The sequence below is a fragment of the Pseudomonas sp. TWR1-1-3 genome, assembly GCF_049896805.1.
Classification (GTDB): domain Bacteria; phylum Pseudomonadota; class Gammaproteobacteria; order Pseudomonadales; family Pseudomonadaceae; genus Aquipseudomonas; species Aquipseudomonas bubulae.
In genome coordinates, this window is the sequence record NZ_JAFCUZ010000001.1 from 283,853 (window position 1) to 298,135 (window position 14,283).

A 14,283-nucleotide genomic window follows, 5' to 3' on the forward strand; every position below is an offset into this window, starting at 1 on the left:
TGCCATCGCGGGCAAGCCTGCTCCCACTGACGCGCAGGGCGTCAGCCCTGCCAACCACCCCCCAACGCCGTCAATAACCCTACGCTGGCCTGTAACTGTCGGGTGTGCAATGCCTGCACCTGGCGCTGGGCCTGCAGGGCGGCAGTCTGTGCGGTGACTACGTCCAGGTAACTCACCGCGCCGGCTTCATAGCTGTGGGTGGCGATTGCCCGGGTGTGTTCAGCGGCATTGGCTGCGGCCTGTTCATCGAGGCTTTCCTGTTGCAGGTCACGCAGCTGGGCGAGGTTGTCTTCAACTTCACGCACCGCGTGCAGCACCTGGCTACGGTAATGGGCTGATGCTTCTGCAAATTCGGCCCTGGCCTGGCGTTCCTGGCCATCGAGCCTGCCGCCGTCAAAAATCGGCAGGTTGACCAACGGCCCCAACGCCCAGAACCTGTTACCGGCAGACAGCAAATTGCCGCTACCCTGGGTTTGCCCGCCAAGCAGGCCGGTCAGGCTGAAGTCCGGGTACCAGGCGGCCTTGGCTACGCCGATCCCGGCATTGGCGGCGAAAACCCGGCGCTCGGCCGCGGCGATGTCGGGGCGCCGTTGCAGCAGGGTACTGGGCAGGGTGCGCGGTTGATCAGGCAGGTTTAGCGTTTGCGAGTTGGCCACCAGCTGAAAGTTGCTGGCAGGTTCGCCCACCAGTTCACCGATGGCGTGTTCGGTCAGGTTGCGTTGGGCGCGGACGTCATCCAGCTGCGCCTCGGCTTCGGCCAGTTGGCTTTGGGCACGGGTCAGGTCGAGTTCCGAGGCGATCTGCCCCTGATAGCGCGAGCGGGTCAGTTGCAGGGCCTGAGCGTAATCATCCAGCGAGCGGGTGAGGATTTGCTGCTGCGCATCCAGCCCGTCAAGTTGCACATACAGGCTGGCCAATTGGCGTTGCAGGCTCAAACGCGCGACGGCCAGGTCATCCGCCGAGGCCTGGGCTTGAGCATCGCCCGCCGCCACCTGATTGCGGATTTTGCCCCACAGGTCGAGGTCGAAATTCAACGCAAATCCCGCCGTATTGCTGTTGTAGACCGATGGCTGAGTACTGCCGCGCAATGGACGGTTGTCCGATTGACGCTGGCGCAACGGCTGGCCACTGGCGGTAATTTGTGGGAACAGCCCAGCGTGCAACTGGCTGGCATACGCCTGCGCCGCATCGAAGTGGGCCAGTGCCGCGGCCAGATCCGGATTGGCCTTGAGCAACTGCTGTTGCAGGCTGTTCAGGCGTTCATCCTGGTATACCCGCCACCACTGTGGTGAGAGCTGGTCGGCCGGTTGCGCGCTGTGCCACGGGCCGTCGCTGGTTTGCTCACGGTAGTGCTCGGGCAACTTGAGGTCGGGTGCCTTGTAGCCTGGTGCCAGTGAGCAACCCTGCAACGCCAGGGTCAGTAACAGGGCGCTGCGTTTAAGCCTTGGCTGCATGGGGGGCTCCTGCGTCGGCCAGCTTGACCGAGTCGCCTTCGCGCAAGGCGTCGGGCGGATTGTCGATGACGGTGTCGGTGGCCGTAAGGCCTTGATCGATCACCAGTCGTTCGCCCAGATCAAGGCCGATATGGATCGTTTGCAAATGCACATGCCGGGCCTTGTCGAGCACTGCCACCTGTGTGCCCTGGGCACGGAAAATCAGGGCGCTGGCCGGGATACTGACGCCATGGGTATCGGCCGGGATCGACAGCAGCGCCTCGGCATAGTCGCCGGGCATCAGCGCGTCACCAGGGTTGAGGGCGACGAACTGGGCCATCAGGGTGCCGGAGCGCTGGTCAATTGCTGTCGAGTTGCCGATCAGTTTTGCATTGAACATTTGCCCCGGATGTTCCGGCACACTGAGTTGTACCTGCATGCCGGGGCGGATCACGCTGGCGTAGTTCTGTGGCACTGGCACATACAGGCGCAGCTGGTGCGTGTCGGCAAGATCGAACAGCTCGGTATCGCTGTCGGTGTCGGCCTTGATCAACTGGCCGATATCGGTGTTGCGCGCGGTGATGGTGCCTGCAAAAGGTGCGCGAATGGTCTTGTAGGCTTCCAGCGTCGACAGTCGTGCGTAATCCGCCTCAGCGGCTTGGGCATTGGCCTTGGCGGCGGCAGCATTGGACAGCTTTTCGTCAGCCTCCTGGCGCGACACCGAATGGCTTGCCAGCAGATTTTGCCAGCGTGTGGCCGTAGTGGCCGCGAGCCGGGCGTTGGCTTGCTCCTGGAGCATATGGGCGCGGGTCTGCGCCAGTTGCTGATCCAGATCCGGACTGTCGATAACCGCCAGGACCTGCCCGGCCTTGACCTTGCTGCCAATGTCGGTTTGCCAGCTTTGCAGGTAGCCGTTGACCCTGGCATGGATCGGCGCCTTGCTCCAGGCCTCCAGATGCGCGGGCAGGCGCAGGGTATCGCCATGGGCGTTCTGCAGGGGCTGGAATACGTTGACAATCGGCAGTGCGGCCGCTTCGGTCCATTGGCTCACCGCGTGCTCATGGCGACTGCGGGCGGCCAGCCCATTGGCGACCAGCAAGGCGGCCAGGGTCAGGCCACCGATGCCCAGGTATATCAAGCGCTTGCGCGAGGGTTTTTGATCAGACGACATGGGAAGTTTCTCCAGCAGCAGCTCGATTTTTTTCACGGCCGTGCACCAGGCTAAAGACCACGGGCACGAACAGCAGGGTGGCAACGGTGGCTAGCATCAGACCGCCAATAACGGCGCGTCCCAGGGGGGCGTTCTGTTCTTCTGACAAGGCCAGCGGGAGCATGCCGATCATCATCGCCAGTGCGGTCATGCACACGGGTCTGAAACGTGTATAGCCCGCTTCCATTGCTGCCTTGAGAGCGTCGCCATGTTCGGCCAGGCGTTCGCGGCAGAAGCTCACCACCAGGATCGAGTTGGCGGTAGCCACCCCCATGCACAAAATAGCTCCGGTCAAGGCGGGCACCGACAGCGAGGTACCACTGAGAAAAAGCATCCACACAATCCCGGCCAGGGCCGCGGGCAGGGCAGTGATGATCACAAAAGGATCGAGCCACGACTGGAAGTTGACCACGATCAGCAAGTAGATCAGCACCACCGCGCCGAGCAGGCCGAAGCTCAGGCCGCTGAAGGCTTCATGCAGGGCATCGATCTGGCCGTGAAGGCTGATGATTGCGCCTTTGGGCCGCAGGTTGGCAGCGCCATCAATCACTTTTTGCACATCGGCCGCCACCGAGCCCAGATCGCGACCCTGAATATTGGCGTAGAGGTCCAGCGTCGGCTGAATGTTGTAGTGAGTGACCACGGCCGGGCTTTGCACACGGCTGATAGTCGCCAGCCCGCCCAGGATTTGTGACTGGCCGTTACTGCCGGTCACGGGCAGGGCTTCGAGGGCCGGCAGGCTGTCCAGACGATACTGCGGCGTTGCGGCTACCACACCATAAGACACACCGTTCTGCGGGTTGAGCCAGAAGGTCGGTGCCACCTGGGAGCTGCCCGCCAGGGAGGCCACCATGCTGTTGGTCACATCCCGTTCGGTAATCCCCAGGCCATTGGCGCGCAGGCGGTCCACCTTGACCTGCAGCGACGGGTAACCCACCGACTGCTGAATACGCAGGTCGGCAATTCCCGGTACATGTTGCAGGCGACGTTGCAGCTCCAGGGCATAGGCGCGGTTGGCCTCGTCGTCACGCCCGGATATTTTCACGTCCAAAGGCGCCGGTGCTCCGAAATTGAGGATCTGGGTGCTGATATCTGCAGGCATAAAGGCGAACTGGCTGCCGGGGAAACTCTCCGGCAGGGCTTCTCGCAAGCGTTTTACATAGTCAGCCGTCGGGCTGTGGCCTTCTTTTAAAGTCACCTGAATATCGCCGTCCTGCGGGCCGATAGTGCCACTGCTGCTGTAGGCCATATCGATGCCGCTAAGCGGAATGCCGATATTGTCGATCACTGTGTCCAGTTGCTCGGCGGGGATGATTTCTCGAATCCGTGACTCGATGCGATCGAAGTCCGCAGCGCTTTCTTCGATGCGCGTGCCCAGCGGCAAGCGCACATGCAAGGCCAGGGCACCGGCATCGGTGGCCGGGAAAAAGTCCTGGCCCAGGCTTGGCAGCAAGGCAAAGGAGGCCAGTACACAGGCCATAAAACCCAGCAGAAAGCGTTTGCGATTGGCCAGGGCCAGTTCCAGTGCGGCGTAGTAAGCGTCCCGTACTGCCGAAAAACGGCGCTCGAATCCCGCCTGAAAGCTCAGCAGTGCACGCACTGGTGCCGAGTGCTGGCGGGTGTGCTGATCGCCCTCGTGATGGTTGATGTAGCCGTCTTCCGGGTGATGCCCGGCACCTTGTTCCGGCGTATGTGGCTTAAGCAGAAACATGGCCAGGGTCGGCACCAGAGTGCGCGACAGAATAAAGGAACTGCCCATGGCGAAAATCACCGACAGCGCCATCGGCCGGAACAGATAGCCAGCAATGCCCTGCAACATGAACATCGGCACAAACACGATGCAAATACACAGCAGCGACACGAACGCCGGGCCGACAATCTGCTTGGCGCCGTCCAGGATCGCATCGCGCACCGACTTGCCTTGCTCGAGGTGCCAGTTAATGTTCTCGATGGTTACTGTGGCATCGTCCACCAGAATCCCCACGGCCAGCGCCAGCCCGCCAAGGGTCATGACGTTGAGCGTTTGCCCGCTCAGGGCCAGCAGGGCGATGGCCGACAGCACGGCGAGGGGGATCGACACGGCAATGATCAGGGTTGAACGCCAGCTGCCGAGGAACAGCAGAATCATCGCGCTGGTCAGCAGGGCGGCAATGATGCCTTCCTGAGCCACGCTGCCCACCGATTGCTTGACGAACACCGAAGCGTCGCCCAGCAACGAGGTTTTCAGCGACGGCGGCAAGGTTTCATTGATGCGCGGCAGCATTGCGCGAATGCCGTCGACGATCGACAGGGTGGAGATATTGCCGTTTTTCAGCGCCGGCATCAGCACCGCACGATGGCCGTCGACGCGCACGATATTGGTTTGCGGCGGCGAGCCGTCACGTACGTGGGCCACCTGGCCAATGGTGATCAGGGCGCCATTGACGGTCTTGATCGGCAGGTCATTGAGTTCGTCGATGGCCTTGGGGCTGTTGTTGAGCAACACCGTGTATTCATAGGTGCCAAGCTTGGCGGTGCCCACCGGGATGATCTGGTTTTGCGCTGCCAGGGCATTGCCCACATCCTGTGCGGACAGGCCTTTGGCAGCCAGTGCCTGGGGGTCAAGGTCGAGGGTGATCTGACGCTGCTTGCCACCCATCGGCGTCGGCATGGCCAGGCCCGGCAGGGCGCTCAGGGGCAGGCGGATATTGTTCTGCACCAGGTCGCGGATTTTGGCTTCCGAAAGTGTCGGGCTGGAGAACGCCAGTTGCAGGATCGGCACCGTGGACGCGCTGTAATTAAGGATTAGTGGTGGGGTAATCCCCGGCGGCATCTGCTTGAGCACGGTCTGTGACACGGCGGTCACTTGCGCGTTGGCGGTGCGAATATCGACGCCGGGCTGGAAGAAAATTTTCACGATGCCCATGCCGGGCAATGACTGCGACTCGATATGTTCGATGTCGTTGACCGTGGTACTCAGCGAGCGTTCGTAGGTGTAGATCACCCGGCCGGCCATGTCGGCAGGTGCCAGGCCGGTGTATTGCCAGACCACGGCGACTACCGGAATGCCAATATCAGGAAATACATCAGTAGGGGTCCGCACAGCGGCAAGTGGCCCGATGATGCAGATGAAAATCGCCAGCACGATAAACGTGTACGGCTTGTGCAGTGCGGTCTTTACCAGCCCGAGCATGCCAGAACCTCCGAGGAGTGGAATTGCAAACCTCGGCAGTCTCACCGCTCAAACCTAACGTTCAGCTTTCAGCAACGTGAAGGATCTTTTAGGAAAGGGCTGAAATTCCCTTCATTTTCATTCATTTGGCGCAAGGCGCGAGGCGCCGCAAGCTTGCGGCCTACTCTATTGTTTCGAGGCTCGACTGCGATGAACCTTAAACCGCTTCTGCTGATTCCGTCCCTGAGCCTGGTGCTGTTGCTGTCGGCTTGTGCAGGGCCCATGCCCAAGCAGGACCCGGGCGAAGCCTGGATCGGACTGAAAGAAGAGGGCAACAGTGACCTGATGGCCGAGCGTGTAGACGGCAAAAGCATCAACGATGGCCGCTATTTTGAAGTCACGCCTGGTGCCCACCGGCTGGACGTGACCCTGTATGAAGGTGCCACGGGTGATGAAAACCAGGTGGATTGCCAGGGCAAGGTCAACTACAGCGGGTTTAAAGCGGGTGAGCATTACGAATTGATCGAATCGAGCCTGGGACCTGAAGTGAGTGCACGCCTGGTGGATGGCCACGGCAAGGAAGTGGCCCACACGGCGGACTTCACCTGTATGCCGGGGTGAGATTGCGATCCCTGTAGATACGCTGTTGTCGGTCAACCCTGCCTGTGGAAGCGAGCCTGCTCGCTCCCACAGTTGAAATGTCCTTCAGGCTTTGTAGCCACTGCCGAAGGAACGAGGGCATCAAGTGAACGATTTGACGATCTTGCCCAGGGTCTCCATGGCCTTTTCGCAGGCAGCGTCCCATGGGCTGCCGTAGTTCAGGCGGATGCAGTTTCTAAAACGTTGGGTAGCCGAGAAGATCGGCCCCGGCGCAATGCTGATACCTTGTGCCAACGCCATCTGAAACAGCTTGAGCGAGTCCATTTGCTCGGGCAGCTCCAGCCACAGAAAGTATCCTCCCGATGGCTGGCTGACCCGGGTTTGTGCCGGGAAATAACGCCCTATCGCTGCCAGCATCGCGCTTTGCTGCTCTTCCAGGGCATAGCGTAATTTACGCAGGTGGCGGTCATAGCCGCCATGTTGCAAATAGTCGGCAATCGCCGCCTGGGCCGGCATGGAGGCGCACAGCGAGGTCATCAGTTTAAGCCGCTCGATTTTCTGCGCGTAACGCCCCGCAGCCACCCAGCCAATGCGATAGCCCGGCGCCAGGCTTTTGGCAAACGAGCCGCAATGCATCACCAGCCCTTCGGTATCAAACGCCTTGGCCGGCTTGGGTGGGTGCTGACCGTAATACAGCTCGGCGTACACATCGTCTTCGATCAACGGCACCTGATGGTCACTCAGCAACTTTACCAGTGCCTGTTTCTTGGCCTCTGGCATGGTCGCGCCAATCGGGTTCTGAAAGCTGGTCATGCACCACACGGCCTTGATCGGGTGGCGCTCAAGGGTTTGTGCCAGCACGCCGAGGTCGATGCCATCTCGCGGGTGCACCGGGATTTCCACGGCCTTGAGCTTGAGCCGTTCCAGCACTTGCAGGCAGGCGTAGAACGCCGGGGCTTCGATGGCCACCAGATCACCGGGTTCGGTGACGGCCTGCAGGCATAGATTGAGGGCCTCCAGCGCACCATTGGTGATCAGCAGTTCCTCCATCGGCAGCATCAGCCCGCCGACCATATAGCGCAGGGCGATTTGCCGGCGTAATTGCGGGTTGCCGGGGGACATGTCGGTCACCACCATGCGCGGGTCCATTTCGCGGCTGGCGGTGGCCATCGAGCGGGCCAGGCGTTGCAAAGGGAACAGCATCGGGCTGGGGAAGGCCGAGCCAAAGGGTACGGTGTGCGGATCCTTGATCGAGTCCAGCACCGAAAACACCAGGGCGCTGACATCCACCTGGGTGGACTCGGTGACGTGGCTGCTGAACACTGGCTCGCAAAACGGACTGGGTGCATGGGTGTTGACGAAATAGCCTGAGCGCGGCTTGGCCCGGATCAGACCGCGACGCTCCAGCAAATAATAGGCTTGAAAAACCGTCGAGGGGCTGACGCCGTAGGTCTGGCTGGCATAGCGCACCGAAGGCACGCGCTGGCCGGGGCCGAGCACCCCGGAGCGAATCAGTTCGGCAATATCGTCGGCAAATTTTTCGTAGCGTTTCATGGAATAAGGCTCGGTCCGGCGTTGGGTTACTGGCGGGGCAATGGTGTGGGAGCGGGCTTGCTCGCGATGGCCTGACTGCGATTTGCCTGACACACCGCAGCGATCCTGTCGCGAGCAAGCCCGCTCCCACACAAAGTATTTGCAGCTTAACGGTTCAGCGGGGCAACAAAACGGCTTTTGGCCACACTGCGCACGCTCGGTTCATCAGTGTCAGTGACCACAAACTCGATGGTCTGCGAGCTGCTTTTCGGGCGCTCGGCCAGCAGGGCCACAGACACCGGTACGTCGACAATCTCGCCGGGGGCCAGGGTCAGTTCGGTTTTACCCTGCAACTGGAACGCCTCGCCGTCCTGCAACGAAACCCGGTAGTGCTGAGGCTCCTGGGTCTTGTTGATGATTTTCAGGCTGTAGATATTCTCGATCTGGCCCTGGCTGTTTTCACGGAACAGACCGCGATCCTTGATCACATCCAGGGACACCATGGTGCGCATATTCAGCGCCATCACCAGCGCGCCGATCATCACCACCAGCACCACGGCATAGCCGATCAGGCGCGGACGCAGCAAATGGGTCTTGCCGCCTTGCAATTCGTGCTCGGAGGTATAACGCACCAGACCCGGAGCGTAACCCATTTTCTCCATCACCGAGTCGCAGGCATCGATACAGGCCGCGCAGCCGATGCACTCCATCTGCAAGCCATCGCGAATATCTATCCCGGTGGGGCATACCTGCACACACATATAGCAATCGATGCAATCACCCAACCCGGCCTGCTTGGGTTCGACCCCGCGTTTGCGCGGGCCGCGGTTTTCGCCGCGGGCCACATCATAGGAAATGGCCAGGGTGTCCTTGTCGAACATCACGCTCTGGAACCGTGCATACGGGCACATGTGCATGCACACTGCCTCGCGCAGCCAGCCGGCGCTGATATAGGTGGCGCCGGTGAAAAACAGCATCCAGAACAGGCTGATACCGGCGATCTCCAGGGTCAGCAGCTCTGTGGCCAGTGGCCGTACTGGGGTGAAATAACCGACAAAGGTCAGTGCCGTCATCACGCTGATGGCCAGCCACAACGAGTGCTTGGCCGTTCGGCGCAGGATCTTGTTCAGGCGCCAGGGCGCTGCTTGCAGCTTTATGCGCTGGTTTCTGTCACCTTCGGTGATCTTTTCGCACCACATAAACAGCCAGGTCCAGGTGCTCTGCGGGCAGGTGTAGCCACACCATACGCGCCCGGCAAATACCGTGATTGCAAACAGGCCAAAGGCGGCAATGATCAGCAGTGCCGAAAGCAGGATGAAATCCTGCGGCCAGAAGGTCGCGCCGAATATATGAAACTTGCTTTCAGACAAGTCCCACAGCACTGCCTGACGGCCGTCCCAGTTGAGCCATACGGTGCCAAAGAACAGTAAAAACAACAGGCCTGCTCCCACGATTCGCAGTGTGCGAAACAGGCCGGTGAAACTGCGGGTATGAATCAGGTTGTCGCTGGACTTGTTATTGATTTTTGCGGCTCTTGGTCGGGGAGCCTCAAATGATTCAAGTATCTGGACGGGAATTTGTTCGCTCATGGTCTTTCGCTCATCAGCCTCCATCAGGCCCGAGCACTATGCCCAGCGAACTGTTTGCATAACAGACTCAGTTATTTGAATTAAAACCGGATCAGATGGCGCTTTCAGGCGGCCTGCGACAATCGGCTGCACCCGAGGTTCTGCCCCGGTTTTGCTGGCTTTGCACGCCTGTAACGCAGTTGGGTGGTGCAGGGGGTGATCGGGGTCAAGAAAATCTGCGAATCACGGTCTGATGGGTTGTGATGACTTGTGCATGTCAGCCCCACATGCGGCCTTGATAAAGGCTTGATCGAGGGTGCTGGCCTGATAGTGATATTTGAACGCTTCACCGTCTTCAAAGTGTAGGAATTTCTGTTGGCTGATCATGTAAAAGCCTTGGCAGTTTTCGCTGATTTCATCGACATTGTGCGAGGACACAAGGATTGCCGCCCCGTCCTGTGCCGCACCGCGCAGGCATTGCCAGATATGAAAGCGAAATTCCGGATCTACCCCTGCAGTGGGTTCATCCAAAATGTAGAAATCAGCTGCGATCGACAGCAGTGAAACGGTGAAGAACCAGCGTTTTTCACCGTAACTGCACAGAGAGGATTTTTTGCTCCAGATCTCGTTGTAGCGGTCAAGGATTCGAGGGCTCCAACGGGCCAGCTTCTCTTGTATATGGCATTTGTTGATGGGGGCGGGCGAGCAGAGTAAGGCCGTCATTTTGAAAATGTCATACATGCGCAACGCGGGAGGTGTCATTAGCGTCTGAGATAAATAAAGTTGTTGAGTAAAAGGGTTTGTGATCTGGCCATTATCTGGTTTTTTTAAACCGCATAAAATATCAAAGAACGTGGTCTTGCCTGCACCATTAGGTCCTAGTAAACCAGTCATTGAGCCTGAGCAAGCCTGCAGGCTAGCTTGGCTGAAAAGCGGTTTTTCTGGGTAGCGGAAATCAATGCAGTCTGCCTGTAAAATACTCATTAGTAGCGGCTCCATACTGGATTGATACGCAAGTACTTGCAGGCCAATAACAAGGCGATGATGAAGGTCGCAAAAATGCTGATAATGATTTTCCATAGCGGTTGTATACCCTGTTGCATAATGCTTTTGCCAAGGCTTAGAGGGTTGAATAATTCAATTGGGAAATAGGTGGGTTCAGGAAGGGCAGCTTGTGCTACCCCGAGGGCAAGCATAATAAAAGATAAGATTGAAAAAACAGTGTTGGCCGTTTGGAAGTTGAGTGGTAGTGCGGTAATGAGCAGGCCGGGTGAGCAGAATAAAATAAAGCAACTATAAAATCGGATCATGAGTGTTGAGGCTTCATAAGTGGAGTAACCCCCAAAAGGAAGCCGTGTCATCATGTAAAAAAACAAGCAGTACAAGCAGGCGATTGTGGAGTAAGCGATGAGTTGCGCTATCAGGAACACTGCTCTGGCGTGTGGCGTATAAATGAATGAACGGATGAAACCACTTTCTCGACGGCCAATGATATAAAAAGAAAATCCAAAGAACGCTACGCTTGAAGATATATAGGCATAAAACCATGCGGTGACAGCGCTGTAATCTTGATTGAAATTATCGTCTCCTTTCGAGTAGATCAGCAGATAGAAAACAGCACCGGGCGACAGTAATATCCAGAACAGTGCAGTCGGTTCCTTGAGCTGTTCCTTGATAAAAATCATGGCCAGTTGAAAGGCTCGAGATCCTGTATTCTTGTGCATGTGGCACCTGCTAAGGAAAGGGCATCTTTGTAGATTTAATACCTACCTTGAAGTTTGTCAAAAATATGCACATCTTGTTTAAGATTGCTCCTACAGTAGTCGTATAGTTTTCCCTGTGGCTTATTAAGGCTTCCTGAAACCTTTGCGATGATCTTGTTTCATTTGCGTGAGGGCTTTTATATGCTTCGCCTGAAAATATTAAAAAATTTCAAATGCTTGTGAATGTTTGTTTGTTTTTGGTAGGGCCTGTTTTAAAGAATACTTGTAAGCCCACTCTGTAGTACGGGTATGACTTTTTTTCAAAAAAAGCGACGAGCGGCATGCTGTTTGAATGTGCGCTGCCATACCGCTCCTTGTTAATTGCCGTAATTAGAACTTTTCAGTCTTTACCTTTCGCGGCACTTGCTCACAGGGCGGGTCACCCATGGGTTGCGGGTCACGCTCGGGCGGCTCCTGTTGCGGTTGTGGCTCGGGAACGGGCGGCAAAGCTGGCTGGTCGATATTGGGGTCAGGGGTTTCAGGTGCAATGGGGATGCTCATCACGATGACCTCTCGGTGGCGGGATGTAGAGGGCTGTCGGACGGTTGACCGTGTGATGGCAGGTTTGATTCCGCTCACGTGACCGACGGCGCACTGCGCTGCGCGTACCGCAATATTTGCATGGGTTTTGCATAAACCAAGGGTAATTAGCCCTCACGGGGTGCCCCACAAGAGCTAGTCTTGGTGGGACTGTGGATTCAGGACATAGGCCAAGTCGAAGACCGAAACGTATGCACAGGCATGCACAACCTTTACCAGACGGAGAGCAGCATGAGTTCGAGCATGGATACTGGTAAAGGTAAAGACTCGCTGTTACCCGCCCCTACGGACATCGACGCACTGACCAAAGCCGAACACCCCGATCCGTTTGCGGTGCTGGGGCCTCACGCCGATGCTGCAGGCGGGCAGTTTGTCCGGGCTTTTTTGCCCGGCGCGGTCAGTGTCAATGTACTCGCCAGGGATACCGGTGAAGTACTCGGGCGCCTTGATGACGCACAAGTCACCGGCCTTTTTGTCGGGCATTTCACACAGGCGCGGCCGTACTTGCTCCAGGTTGATTGGGGCAATGCCGTGCAAACCAGCGAAGATCCTTACAGTTTTGGTCCGTTGTTGGGTGAGATGGACTTGTACCTGTTTGCCGAAGGCAACCACCGTGATTTAAGCAGCTGCTTCGGGGCGCAATTGCTGGAGGTTGATGGCGTGCCGGGGGTGCGCTTTGCCGTGTGGGCGCCAAATGCGCGGCGGGTGTCTGTGGTAGGCGATTTCAATGGCTGGGATGGCCGTCGCCACCCCATGCGCCTGCGCCACGCCAACGGCGTGTGGGAGCTGTTTGTGCCGCGCCTGCAGGCGGGCGAGGCGTACAAATACGAAATCCTTGGCGCCCACGGCATCTTGCCGCTCAAGGCCGACCCCGTGGCGCTGGCCACTCAGTTGCCGCCTGATACGGCGTCGAAGGTGGCGTCACCCCTGGCCATCGACTGGCAGGATGGTGACTGGATGCAAGCCCGTGAGCAGCGTCAGCGCCGTGACGCACCGTTGTCAATTTACGAGTTACATGCAGGGTCATGGCAGTGCGAGACCGATGATGTTGGCGACATCGAGCGTCAGTACAGCTGGCCCGAACTGGCCGAGCGCCTGATCCCTTACGTGCAGCAACTGGGTTTCACCCATATCGAGCTGATGCCGATCATGGAGCACCCGTTTGGTGGCTCCTGGGGCTATCAGCCTTTGTCACAATTTGCGCCGACGGCCCGCTATGGTTCGCCTGATGATTTTGCCGCGTTCGTCAATGCCTGTCATATTGCCGGTATCGGTGTGATTCTGGACTGGGTGCCGGCGCATTTTCCCAACGATACCCATGGGCTGGCGCAGTTTGATGGCACGGCACTGTACGAATACGCCAACCCTCTTGAAGGTTTTCATCAGGACTGGAACACCCTGATTTACAACCTGGGCCGTACCGAAGTGCATGGTTTTATGCTTGCCTCGGCCTTGCATTGGCTCAAGCACTTTCATGTCGACGGGTTGCGCGTGGATGCGGTGGCGTCCATGTTGTACCGCGACTATTCGCGCAAGGCTGGTGAGTGGGTGCCCAACCGGCATGGCGGGCGGGAAAACCTCGAAGCCATAGAATTTTTGCGCCATCTCAATGATGTGGTTGCCTACGAGGTACCAGGCGCGCTGGTGATTGCCGAAGAGTCCACGGCCTGGCCCGGCGTCAGCGAAAGCACCGATCAGGGCGGGCTGGGGTTTTCCTACAAATGGAACATGGGCTGGATGCACGATTCGCTGCATTACATCCAGCAAGACCCGGTGTACCGCGCCCATCATCACAACGAACTGAGCTTTGGCCTGGTGTACGCCTGGACCGAGCGCTTTATCCTGCCGATCTCCCACGATGAAGTGGTGCACGGCAAACACTCGCTGATCGACAAGATGCCCGGTGATCGCTGGCAGAAATTCGCCAATCTGCGTGCTTACTTGAGTTTTATGTGGGCACATCCGGGTAAGAAATTGCTGTTTATGGGCTGCGAATTCGGCCAGTGGCGTGAATGGAATCATGATCAGCAACTGGACTGGTATTTACTGCAATACCCCGAGCACCGGGGGGTGCAAAAACTGGTTGGCGACTTGAATCGTTTGTACCGGGAGCAGCCAGCGCTGTATGAGCAGGATGATGTATCGCAGGGTTTCCAGTGGTTGATTGGCGATGACGCAGCCAACAGCGTTTTTGCGTGGCTACGCTGGAGCAAGGACGGTTCGCCCTTGCTGGTGGTGACCAACTTTACCCCGGTGCCGCGCGAAGGTTATCGGATCGGTGTGCCATTTGCCGGTACCTGGCAGGAGGTTATTAACAGTGATTCGGCGATCTATGCCGGTTCCGATTATGGCAACGGCGGCGGGGTGGTGACCCAGGAGGTAGCCAGCCATGGTCAGGGCGTATCGCTGGCCTTGAATCTGCCGCCGCTGGGGGTGCTGATATTGCGGCCGGTGACGGGGTAGAGCAACAGCGCCCTTACCCCAG

General features: G+C 58.1%; 10 protein-coding genes. 2 read left to right on the forward strand and 8 right to left on the reverse strand.

Annotation, left to right across the window (positions count from 1 at the left end; all coding sequences use genetic code 11):
- Window positions 1–41: 41 nt before the first annotated feature.
- The 3 genes from ACP7BE_RS01335 to ACP7BE_RS01345 are packed head-to-tail and all read right to left on the reverse strand — an operon-like array spanning window position 42 to window position 5,815.
- The gene (locus tag ACP7BE_RS01335; protein WP_095018835.1) at window positions 42–1,454 is read right to left on the reverse strand and encodes an efflux transporter outer membrane subunit; all 1,413 of its coding nucleotides are present in this window, start codon (window positions 1,452–1,454) and stop codon (window positions 42–44) included.
- On the reverse strand, window positions 1,438–2,604 hold the full coding sequence (locus tag ACP7BE_RS01340; protein ID WP_095002363.1) for an efflux RND transporter periplasmic adaptor subunit: 1,167 nt from the start codon (window positions 2,602–2,604) through the stop codon (window positions 1,438–1,440). Before ACP7BE_RS01340 ends, ACP7BE_RS01335 begins: the two co-directional genes overlap by 17 nt.
- Complete coding sequence (locus tag ACP7BE_RS01345; protein ID WP_426104376.1) at window positions 2,594–5,815, reverse strand: efflux RND transporter permease subunit; 3,222 nt, start codon at window positions 5,813–5,815, stop codon at window positions 2,594–2,596. The genes ACP7BE_RS01340 and ACP7BE_RS01345 overlap by 11 nt, the downstream gene beginning before the upstream one ends.
- Window positions 5,816–6,004: 189 nt before the next feature.
- Here ACP7BE_RS01345 and ACP7BE_RS01350 point away from each other — a divergent pair, with 189 nt between their 5' ends.
- Window positions 6,005–6,415, forward strand: a complete 411-nt coding sequence (locus tag ACP7BE_RS01350; protein ID WP_095018837.1) for a hypothetical protein — start codon at window positions 6,005–6,007, stop codon at window positions 6,413–6,415.
- A gap of 120 nt (window positions 6,416–6,535) precedes the next feature.
- On the opposite strand, the gene mapR is transcribed toward ACP7BE_RS01350, so the two are convergent.
- The 5 genes from mapR to ACP7BE_RS01375 form a co-directional block, all read right to left on the reverse strand.
- Window positions 6,536–7,948, reverse strand: a complete 1,413-nt coding sequence (gene mapR, locus ACP7BE_RS01355) for a GntR family transcriptional regulator MpaR (protein WP_095002453.1) — start codon at window positions 7,946–7,948, stop codon at window positions 6,536–6,538.
- 146 nt (window positions 7,949–8,094) lie between these two features.
- A complete protein-coding gene (gene ccoG, locus ACP7BE_RS01360) occupies window positions 8,095–9,516 on the reverse strand; it encodes a cytochrome c oxidase accessory protein CcoG (protein WP_150628084.1) in 1,422 nt (473 codons plus the stop codon).
- A gap of 222 nt (window positions 9,517–9,738) precedes the next feature.
- Complete coding sequence (locus tag ACP7BE_RS01365) at window positions 9,739–10,479, reverse strand: AAA family ATPase (protein ID WP_150628085.1); 741 nt, start codon at window positions 10,477–10,479, stop codon at window positions 9,739–9,741.
- A complete protein-coding gene (locus ACP7BE_RS01370) occupies window positions 10,479–11,219 on the reverse strand; it encodes an ABC transporter permease (protein WP_095018840.1) in 741 nt (246 codons plus the stop codon). Before ACP7BE_RS01370 ends, ACP7BE_RS01365 begins: the two co-directional genes overlap by 1 nt.
- 369 nt (window positions 11,220–11,588) lie before the next feature.
- Entirely contained in the window at window positions 11,589–11,759 is a 171-nt protein-coding gene (locus ACP7BE_RS01375; protein ID WP_170943739.1) for a hypothetical protein, read from the reverse strand.
- A gap of 282 nt (window positions 11,760–12,041) precedes the next feature.
- Here ACP7BE_RS01375 and glgB point away from each other — a divergent pair, with 282 nt between their 5' ends.
- The gene (gene glgB, locus ACP7BE_RS01380) at window positions 12,042–14,261 is read left to right on the forward strand and encodes a 1,4-alpha-glucan branching protein GlgB (protein WP_426104380.1); all 2,220 of its coding nucleotides are present in this window, start codon (window positions 12,042–12,044) and stop codon (window positions 14,259–14,261) included.
- The last annotated feature ends 22 nt before the right edge of the window (window positions 14,262–14,283 follow it).

Bases quoted from the DNA above. Each gene is read 5' to 3' on its own strand.
- mapR (WP_095002453.1), bottom strand. From the start codon at position 7,948: ATGAAACGCTACGAAAAATTTGCCGACGATATTGCCGAACTGATTCGC.
- ACP7BE_RS01375 (WP_170943739.1), bottom strand. From the start codon at position 11,759: ATGAGCATCCCCATTGCACCTGAAACCCCTGACCCCAATATCGACCAG.
- ACP7BE_RS01340 (WP_095002363.1), bottom strand. From the start codon at position 2,604: ATGTCGTCTGATCAAAAACCCTCGCGCAAGCGCTTGATATACCTGGGC.
- ACP7BE_RS01350 (WP_095018837.1), top strand. From the start codon at position 6,005: ATGAACCTTAAACCGCTTCTGCTGATTCCGTCCCTGAGCCTGGTGCTG.
- ACP7BE_RS01345 (WP_426104376.1), bottom strand. From the start codon at position 5,815: ATGCTCGGGCTGGTAAAGACCGCACTGCACAAGCCGTACACGTTTATC.
- glgB (WP_426104380.1), top strand. From the start codon at position 12,042: ATGGATACTGGTAAAGGTAAAGACTCGCTGTTACCCGCCCCTACGGAC.
- ACP7BE_RS01370 (WP_095018840.1), bottom strand. From the start codon at position 11,219: ATGCACAAGAATACAGGATCTCGAGCCTTTCAACTGGCCATGATTTTT.
- ACP7BE_RS01365 (WP_150628085.1), bottom strand. From the start codon at position 10,479: ATGAGTATTTTACAGGCAGACTGCATTGATTTCCGCTACCCAGAAAAA.
- ACP7BE_RS01335 (WP_095018835.1), bottom strand. From the start codon at position 1,454: ATGCAGCCAAGGCTTAAACGCAGCGCCCTGTTACTGACCCTGGCGTTG.
- ccoG (WP_150628084.1), bottom strand. From the start codon at position 9,516: ATGAGCGAACAAATTCCCGTCCAGATACTTGAATCATTTGAGGCTCCC.